9 protein-coding genes and 2 pseudogenes are annotated in these 8,675 nt (G+C 57.3%); 5 read left to right on the forward strand and 6 right to left on the reverse strand.

Annotated features, from left to right (window positions below):
* Positions 1-491 precede the first annotated feature (491 nt).
* A pseudogene (locus C476_RS17940) lies at positions 492-734 on the forward strand (RNA-guided endonuclease InsQ/TnpB family protein); the annotation flags it as partial.
* Between the two features lie 167 nt (positions 735-901).
* Here C476_RS17940 and C476_RS15255 read toward each other — a convergent pair.
* Positions 902-1,114, reverse strand: a complete 213-nt coding sequence (locus C476_RS15255; protein ID WP_008014556.1) for a hypothetical protein — start codon at positions 1,112-1,114, stop codon at positions 902-904.
* A gap of 743 nt (positions 1,115-1,857) precedes the next feature.
* Here C476_RS15255 and C476_RS19215 point away from each other — a divergent pair.
* Positions 1,858-2,043, forward strand: a pseudogene (locus C476_RS19215) (hypothetical protein); the annotation flags it as partial.
* Here the strand turns inward: C476_RS19215 and C476_RS19690 are convergent.
* The 4 genes from C476_RS19690 to C476_RS15275 form a co-directional block, all read right to left on the reverse strand.
* Positions 2,032-2,424: a DUF5059 domain-containing protein gene (locus C476_RS19690; protein WP_049911941.1), complete on the reverse strand. Its 393-nt coding sequence runs from the start codon at positions 2,422-2,424 to the stop codon at positions 2,032-2,034. The pseudogene C476_RS19215 and the gene C476_RS19690 sit on opposite strands and share 12 nt — an antisense overlap.
* A 210-nt stretch (positions 2,425-2,634) precedes the next feature.
* Positions 2,635-3,759, reverse strand: coding sequence for an ABC transporter substrate-binding protein (locus C476_RS15265; RefSeq protein WP_049911942.1), 1,125 nt, complete (start codon positions 3,757-3,759; stop codon positions 2,635-2,637).
* A 130-nt stretch (positions 3,760-3,889) separates the two neighbouring features.
* Entirely contained in the window at positions 3,890-4,744 is an 855-nt protein-coding gene (locus tag C476_RS15270) for an ABC transporter ATP-binding protein (protein ID WP_008014562.1), read from the reverse strand.
* Positions 4,744-5,853 carry a FecCD family ABC transporter permease gene (locus tag C476_RS15275; protein ID WP_008014563.1) on the reverse strand — a complete coding sequence of 370 codons (1,110 nt, stop codon included), beginning with the start codon at positions 5,851-5,853 and terminating at the stop codon, positions 4,744-4,746. Before C476_RS15275 ends, C476_RS15270 begins: the two co-directional genes overlap by 1 nt.
* Positions 5,854-6,362: 509 nt before the next feature.
* Between C476_RS15275 and C476_RS15280 the strand changes: the two genes are divergently transcribed.
* From C476_RS15280 to C476_RS15285, 3 genes are all read left to right on the forward strand, one after another.
* The gene (locus tag C476_RS15280; RefSeq protein WP_008014564.1) at positions 6,363-7,016 is read left to right on the forward strand and encodes a protein-L-isoaspartate(D-aspartate) O-methyltransferase; all 654 of its coding nucleotides are present in this window, start codon (positions 6,363-6,365) and stop codon (positions 7,014-7,016) included.
* A gap of 169 nt (positions 7,017-7,185) precedes the next feature.
* Complete coding sequence (locus C476_RS19935; protein ID WP_449289262.1) at positions 7,186-7,344, forward strand: DUF7557 family protein; 159 nt, start codon at positions 7,186-7,188, stop codon at positions 7,342-7,344.
* A gap of 113 nt (positions 7,345-7,457) precedes the next feature.
* A complete protein-coding gene (locus tag C476_RS15285; RefSeq protein WP_008014565.1) occupies positions 7,458-7,736 on the forward strand; it encodes a universal stress protein in 279 nt (92 codons plus the stop codon).
* A 327-nt stretch (positions 7,737-8,063) separates the two neighbouring features.
* Here C476_RS15285 and C476_RS19145 read toward each other — a convergent pair whose 3' ends face one another.
* A complete protein-coding gene (locus tag C476_RS19145) occupies positions 8,064-8,477 on the reverse strand; it encodes a hypothetical protein (protein WP_049911943.1) in 414 nt (137 codons plus the stop codon).
* Between the last annotated feature and the right edge of the window lie 198 nt (positions 8,478-8,675).

Below are 8,675 nucleotides of genomic sequence, written 5' to 3' on the forward strand. Positions count from 1 at the left end.
GAGGCTGCTGACGACGACGAACTCAATTACTACGACTGGTGGTTCGTCACCCGCGACCAGTAACGGACTTGCGGACCTACTGAACGGCAGTCCGCTGGTGACACCCGTCTAGTGTCGTCACCGAATTTACCACCACTCTTTGTCGAGTTCGTTGCTGATCTCGAGCAGAAGCGCTCGATCACTTATCGTCGGTCACCTCGCTGACAACGTCGATGATCTTCTAGGCAGCCGAACGGATCCGCTCGAGTTCCTCGAGTTTCGAAATAGCTGTGCTGACCCACCTATCCCACTACTTCTGCTGTTAGCGATCGAACTGTCCGGTGGGCCGGTCGCGAGTGGTGTCACTCGGCGTGTTCACGTCGCCGCTCATGCGTGATCACCCACGACCTGCACGGTATCGCGGTGACCACCGACGGCGTGCTCGTACACCTGCCGAAGGGTGTCCCCACCCACTCGAGCCCGAACATCGGCGATCGGTCCGTGTTCGGCGACGCGGCCACACAGATGACAACCAGCGAGTTGAACGTGGGCTGTACGTGTGTGAGAAGTGCGATACGGTTGCGAACGCTGATGTGAATGGTGCGGAGAATATTCGGCAAAAGATACTCCCAAGTCTCGCCACGGATGGCGGTGATAGGGATAACGGCTGGTTGGCACAGCCAGCGGTTCACCTGTTCGACCGTAGTGAGGGCCGTTTCGCCCCACGAGAACAGGTTGTGAACCGCGAACCGTAATATCCCAACTCAGCGGTGCGGTGCCGTGGGATTCCCGCGTCTTCAGGCGCGGGAGGATGTCAATGAAGACACGATTTATCGGTAACAGGGCACTTGCTTCACGCCCACGTTCTGCCCCCGTCCGTTGGAAAGAGAACTGTATCATACATCTCCGATCCGATCAGTGTTCACGCCTCTTCAAGAGCGTCGATACGGTCGTTGAGACGTTCAATTGCGTCGCGTAGATCGTCCAGTTGCTGTGCAATGGGTTCGGGTTCCGGCTGCTGTGGCTCGTCCCACTCGTCTCGCGTCTGGGGCCAGTACTCCGGACTGTCGCACTGTGGACAGAGGTGGGCACGGCGATGATACGGACAGCCGCAGTGATGATGCCAGTGGGACATAGTCTGTTCGTCTACACCTCTGAACCCAATGAATCTGTAGGGGGGGAGGTGCTTGCCACCCCATAATTATGCCCATGGTTTCTAGTAACGTGGACAGAAGGTACCGATGGATGCAGTCCAAAGCGGCCTTGGAGGGTGAGTACGGCAATCTCGCAGAACACCGCAGGTTTCTCAGCGAGGAACAGGCCGCCTCGATGGTTTGGTAGGATTTTAGATAGGATGTCGGTTAAATGGGGCCACTCGGATGGGTCGTCGCTACGACTGTCGGCGTCAGTCTCACTGCATGAATCAGCGTTCTCACGTTGTTCCTACACACCCTACCCTTGAGTACAGAGGTATAACGACGCTTCCAAATTGTCTCGTACAACCAAGCAGATATGTAGCTAAGACGGGCTATGGCGACGTTTTTCATACTGCTGGACAGAACTACGTGAAGCCGGCCGCACGTATGCGGCCGTCACCTATGGGGACGGCCGCGAATTCGCGACCGGTTTCGTATTGACTTCTGTCCAGTAGTNGAAGCCGGCCGCACGTATGCGGCCGTCACCTATGGGGACGGCCGCGAATTCGCGACCGGTTTCGTATTGACTTCTGTCCAGTAGTATCACTCTTTCAGTAGACGTTCCTAGTTACCATGCAACGACCGTCGAGACGGACAATCGTCACCCTAGGGGCGATCGGCATCATGACAGCGGGTCTGGAGGCGGTACTCGGGGTAACCAGACGAACCCGGGCTGCGAACCATGACCGCTTCCAGAACGAGGCTCTCTCTCTCTCCCTCCTCCACAGAAGAGAGCGATACATCAGTCGAAAAAGCGATCGCGAACCGACGATCTCGACGTGAGTACGGAACGCAACCGCTGACACGACAGGAGCTCAGCCAATTACTGTGGTCCGCTCAAGGTGTGACCGACCGATCAACTGGCTACAGAGCAGCACCAAGTGCCGGCGCATTGTATCCACTGGAGCTGTACGTTGTCGTCGGAACCCCTGGCGTCGAGCATCTCGAGCGCACCGTACTTCCCGGAGGCGTGCTCGAACCGGGCAAACGTCTGCTGAGCGACCGATGCGCCAGCGCCCGTTTCATCGGCGATGCCCAGCGAAAGGGAATCCCAGAGACGGGCGCGCATCGCGTTCCACTCTGCGCTGACAGCCGCATTCACTGGCTCGGCCGTCTCTGCCTCGTCGGTTCCCTGTGAGGCTGTTTTTGTGGTGTTGCCCTCAGCTTCCCCTGAAGCGCTACAGCCGGCAAGTCCAGCTGCAATTGCGGCCGTACTCGCTGCCAATAGATCTCGTCTGCTTGGTTGCATATTTTAGCCCTACCTAAAAGTTGATAACCCTCTCGATTTGGGCTAGCCTAAATAACGGCATGAGGCTGATTCTAACGCGACGATATAAAGCAATCGAACAGCGGCCGTCGATACCGGTCGTCGCTGGTCGCTGACGCGCACGTTCCCGACTGGATACACGCCGTTGGGGCAGGTCCGCCGAAAACGACTCTACTCCCACACTCGATGGGCCTAATAGTCGCCGTTGACGATGTCGCTGACTTCCTCCCGGTCATAGAGGTCTACCTCAACGTCATAGATCTGTTTGGCTGCCCGCTCGGTCACAGCGAGGTTCGTAATTGGGCCCTGATAGAGCGGCCCACCTCGGTAGACATCGCCGTTCTGGACTGCTGTCAGCTCGCTGGCGACACTGTCGTTTTCCATCTGGGAGACGATCGCGTTCTGGAACTCCTCAGCGGTCTTCGCTTCTTGTCCGCGAAACAGAATGATATCGGGGTCGATTTCGAGGAGCGTCTCGTAGTCGACTGAACCACGCCTGTTGTGGAAGTCTCGCACGTCTGTATTGGCGAACGCGTCCGTGACCTCGAGGTCGCGCCACTGCTTGAAACTCGTCCCCTCGCCGATCAGATACGGTGAGACCGATCCCAGACTGCCTTCGGTCGCCCACATAATGGCGACGCTCGGCCGCTGACCCTCCGGTGGGACGATATCGGCGACGTTCGACTGGAAGTCCGCGTGGAGGCGCTCGAACGCCTCGTACCGGTCCGTCTCCTGAAAGACCTGCGCTAGCTTCTCGAAGGCCTCGTACAGCGTGAGATACTCGTAGTCGTGCCACTCGTAACCGGTCGAAAAGCTGCTGTTACCGAAGAACGGCGTCCCCGTCGCCTCGATTCGGTCGATATCCTCCTGGGTCCAGCTGTCGGTTCGACCGAGGATGAAGTTCGGATCATTGACGAAGAGGTCAACGCTCTCGCTCAACTCGAGGAATTCCTCCGGGTTCAGTTCACCTTCCCAGAGCGATATCATATCGCTTTTGTCGACGCTCACGCCCGGGATGTCGTCGTAGTACTGCGTATGATAGCGACTGGCGAGATAGACGGCGTCGGGCGGTTTCTGGCCCAGTGCGATCCCCATGTCGGCCCAGCTCCCATTGTTAGCTGCCCACGTCTTCGGGACGCCATCGAATTCGACCTCACCGACCGGTGGCATCGACACCGTGTATGGTTCATCGTCCGATGTGCCGTCGCCGCTTCCGCTGTTTCCGGCGCCAATACAACCAGCAAACGCACTGACACCAGCGACTGCCCCTCCAACTGCAAGTACGTTTCGTCTCGTCCACGTTCGTTGGTCAACCATCATAGTTTAGGCCAGCCTAAAAATTTAAAGGTGTTTCGAAGTCGGCTGATCTGTCCGTGGATCTTGCAGCATCTCTCCAGTTCCTCTCAGCACTGTGTCGTGGCCACCGGTGGCCGATTCGGGTGTCCAGTTACCGGTCTGGTAACGCTCGTTTGGGGAGCACCTGTAGCTCGGGGTCGTACCTGACGGTTGCCTCGACGCCGAAGACATCGGCGAGCAACTGTTCGGTTACGATCTCTTCGGGCGGCCCCCAGTCGTAGAGTTCGCCGTCGCGCATCGCGATCAGATAGTCCGCAAAGCGGGCCGCCTGCGAGATGTCGTGGAGGATGACTGCCACGGTGACGCCCTTTTCTTCGTTTAACTGGCGAATCGTCTCGAGGACGCGAAACTGGTGGTGAACGTCGAGAAACGTCGTTGGTTCGTCGAGCAACAGGACATCAGTGTCTTGTGCCAACACCATCGCGATCCAGGCCAGTTGCTTTTGACCACCGCTCAGTTGCCCGAGTTCGGCGTTCCGGAGGTGTTCGATGCCCGCCAACTCAAGCGCGCGCTCGACTGCCTCGCGGTCTGTCTCACTGACGCTGTCGAAAAATCCACGGTGGGGGTACCGGCCGTGATAGACGAGATCCTCGACGGAAATCGAGCCCAGCGAGTTGTTCTCCTGAGAGAGGACACCGAGTTCGCGCGCCAGTGCTTTCTGACTGAACGAGTCGAGGTCGTCACCGTGGATTCGGACTGTTCCCGTCTCCGGCTCGAGGTGGTTCGAGAGCGCCTTCAACAGTGTGCTCTTCCCGCTGCCGTTCGGGCCGACGAGTGCGGTCACCGCCTCCTCAGGGATATCGAGGCGTGCACAGTCGACGATCGGTTCCTCACTCGTCGGATAGCTCAACTCGAGATTCTCACCGACAAGTGCGCTGTCGATGGCAACGCCGTCCTCGTCAGTAATCCGGTCCTGTTCGCGTTCGTGGTCCTGTGTGCGTGCCATTATAACTCACCCATCGATTGTTGCTTGCGCATCAGATAGAGGAAGTACGGACCGCCGACCAGTCCAGTGACGACGCCGACGGGAAGCTGGGTGCCAGACAGCGCGAGACGTGCGCCGACGTCGGCGACGACCATCAGTGCAGGGCCGGCAAAGAGACAGCCGAGTATCAGCCGTCGGTAGTCGCCGCCGACGGTATTTCGAACGATGTGCGGGACGACGAGCCCGAAGAAGCTGACAATCCCGGCGACAGCGATCGCAGCACTTGCAGCCAGAATGGCGACGACCGAGAGGAGAAAGCGAGTACGTTCGACGCGCATCCCGAGCGATCGGGCGGTCCGTTCGCCCAGCATCAACACGTTCAGCTGTCGCGCCCCACCGATCGCGATTGCACACGAGAGGATCGCTGGGAGGATCGCGATTTTGACCTCGTCCCAGCCGGTTCCCGTCAGTGATCCCGTAAGCCAAGCGACTGCCGTCTGGACGACACCGAGGTCGTCCGCGAAAAAGAACAGCCCCTGTTGGAGTGATTGAAAGACCATGTTGACGATGACGCCGGCAAGAACGAGACGGACGGGGTTTGTGCCGCCTTTCCAGGCAATCGTGTAGACGAGTATAAACGCAACTGCGCCTCCCAGGGTCGCGATGAGTGGCAATATCGATGCGAGCCCGCTGAAGACGATCAGCGTCGCCAAGACTGCGAATCCAGCACCGGAACTGACTCCCAACACGAAGGGACTCGCCAGTTCGTTGCGCGTTACGGCCTGAAAGATCGCACCGGAGACCGCGAGCGTCGAACCAGTAATGACCCCCACGAACACGCGCGGGAGTCGGAGCTCCCAGACGACGATGCTCGCGGTACTCATCTCCGGCAGCTCTGTTCCGAACAGAAACGCCGACCACGTGTTGATATTAAAGATCACGTTAGGATTGAACACTGCCCGCCAGGCCTCGAGGAACGTCATCGAATACTCCCCGAAACTCACCTGGACAAGCCCAGCGATGACGGTGACGATCGTACTCGCCAGACAAAAGAGGACAAGCGTCCCCGTAACCCATCCCGCTCGTTGCTGGGCGGGTGTCTGACCACTAACCGGCTGTGTTTCTGCCATCCGTGTTTAGGTCCACCTAAAAAACTTTTAGTAGTTGTGGTTTCAGGTGGCAACACCGATGATTGGATCAGTTACTGGAACCGTTCTGTCTTTGTGGAAGATTGCCGAGCAACTAACGTGTCTACGGTGGATTGTCTTTGTGCGTGCAACGCTTTAGGTTTGCCTAAAACCGACGCCGATTTAGTGTTATCGCTCGTCTTCCGCTTCGTACTGACGGTCGTGCTGAACGCACCTTCTGAATTCAGCAGCTGACCTCCGGCAGAGTCTGAACAGCACGCTACTCCACTGCTGGATATAGGGCGCGAATGTCCCACCACCAATGAATGAAAGAGGTACCCGTCTGGCGCTGAGCGATAACTATGTGTACGCACTTCCCACTGAACATCCTGCCAGTTACAATCAGTCCCCTCCGACGTTCGATCCAAAACGCTCCAGCCCGATCGGACAATATGATCTTCATCGTCCAGTCACTGCGAATGGATCTATTGACCATGAGTAGATGAGAGAATATGGAAGCGGAGCAACAGTCAGCCGAACAACTCGTCGAGAAGCTCAGGACAGAGAGGAACGTGTACTCCTCGAAAGTCGCGGCCGCACTCCGAAGTGTTCCGCGCGAGAAATTCGTCCCCAGATCGGCGCGGGATCGAGCCTACAACGACGTGCCACTCGACATCGGCGAGGGGCAGACGATCAGCGCCCCACACGTTGTTGCGGACATCACGAAACTCCTCGAGCTCAGAGAGGGGCAACGAGTGCTCGAGATCGGGACGGGGAGCGGCTATCATGCGGCGGTAACCGCAGAGATCGTCGGCGCGAAAAATGTCTTCACGATCGAACGTCTTCCGACACTGGCTCGTATGGCCCGCCGAAATCTCGCTCAAGCCGGCTACGATGAAGTCACGGTAATCGTCGGCAACGGTTCTTGCGGACTTCCTGATCGATCACTGTTTGATCGTATATATCTGACCTGCGCTGCCCCAGACATACCCGATCCCCTACTCGAACAACTGGCCGATGGCGGACGCATGGTGGTTCCGGTTCCGATCGACGACGAGATCCAGCGATTGACGCTGGTGGAAAAACGCGATGGCCGAGTGGAACACGTTCCCGACGGCGCAGTACAATTCGTCCCGCTCGTCGGCGAACACGGGTTCGAGGCGTGAACTACTCTACCCGCACGCGAGCGGTTAAGCGAGCGATAGAGTGGGTAGTTCACTATCACAGTCATAGTGTTGTAAATCAACCCATATTGAAAATAATATATTATATTTATTATTATTAACTATGGGAGTATTATGACTGTTCTAGCGACCGGCGTCTCGTCGCGATCGACTGGACCACCTCGAGGGCGACGGGACCATCAAGGAGCTCATCGCGGAACTGGTCGTGATCTACGAACAGGAGGGACGGTTCCTGCAGGAAGACGCGTGGACGTGGGCTTGGGCATTACCGACAGCCGATCGGTCGAGCGGGAATCGTCCCCGTCGTTGACGATCTTCTCGTTGAGGACCGCCGTGCATTCATCGGGTTCATCATCTCGTTGCTCCTCGTGTCGATACTGTTGGTTGCCCTCCCAGTTGCGGTCGGGTAGGTGACATGAAGCGATGGTCGGGGCTGAGGAACTGGACGAGCGCGTAACGGATCGCGCTGAGGAGTTACTCGCGGATATGTGGACACATACGTCTGATCATAAGGCTCGCGTTACGACTAAATACGTTTTCGGCAAACCAGCGGATGAGAGTAGCGAGTACATCAACGAACACGATATCGATCTGATCGTAATGGGTTCGCATAGCCGCACAGGACTCAGCCGTGTCCTCCTCGGCAGCGTCGCCCAGAGCGTTCTCAAGCGCGCCCCAGTCCCAGTTACCATCATCAGGTAACCAGCCTGACTGTTCGATTCTCCGTATCGCAACGTATCTCGTCCCGATCTAAACGCTCGCGTAAATAGCCTCGGGGCTAAGCACTAGAACAGTCTCCGATTCCACTTGTAATACTGCCGGACAGCAGCCAATATGAAGTCGGTCGTGAATTCGCGGCCGTCTTCACCGGTGACGGCCGCACCAGCGCGACCGGCTTCGTATTGACTTCTGTCCAGTAGTATGAGGAAGGGATTTAGCGCCTCAATTGAAAGCGAGGCGTTTGTCCCACAGTGCTGTACGCACGTCAAACTGTCCCGATAGCACCCTGCTATTAGCAACCCAACTCGATCACCGATCCCACTGTCGATAGCCAACGAGGCCAACACTAACGAGGCCTATGAGGACGATACTGACGCCTGTAAACGGAAGGCCCCCGAACCCACCAACTGCGGTCATCGACTGTTCACCGTTGGTGCTGGTTTCGGACTTCGTTACAGTCGATTCCGTAATGTCGACAGTCTGGCTCGTCTGCGCTGTGCGGTCGCCGACCGTGTACGTCGCCTCGATTTCGGCAGTCCCGACCGGTACGTTGTTGACCGGAATCGTCACTGTCTCAGCAGCCGTTGCGTTGACAGTCCCGATCGTTGCACCTGGCAACTGCGTGTCGTCTACTTGCCCCGAGATCGATACATCGTCAATTGGGGTGTTCCCCTGATTGGTGACTCGGTACTGAAGCACCGTCGATCCATTTTGTTCAAGCACTGATGCGTACAGATCAATGTCTTCGCGTAATGGTTCGACTTGAATCGACCGAGTAGCCGTTACTTGACTTCCACTGTTGTACGCCAACGTCGCCTCGAGACTGTTAGAACGGCTCCATTGAATCACTAGACGGCGTCGGGGTGGGCCGCTAAACCAAAGGAGTTGAAGCGGGAGAGTAACAGTTTGGATGAACATTAC

This window comes from Natrinema limicola JCM 13563 (assembly GCF_000337475.1).
In the GTDB taxonomy this organism is placed as follows: domain Archaea; phylum Halobacteriota; class Halobacteria; order Halobacteriales; family Natrialbaceae; genus Natrinema; species Natrinema limicola.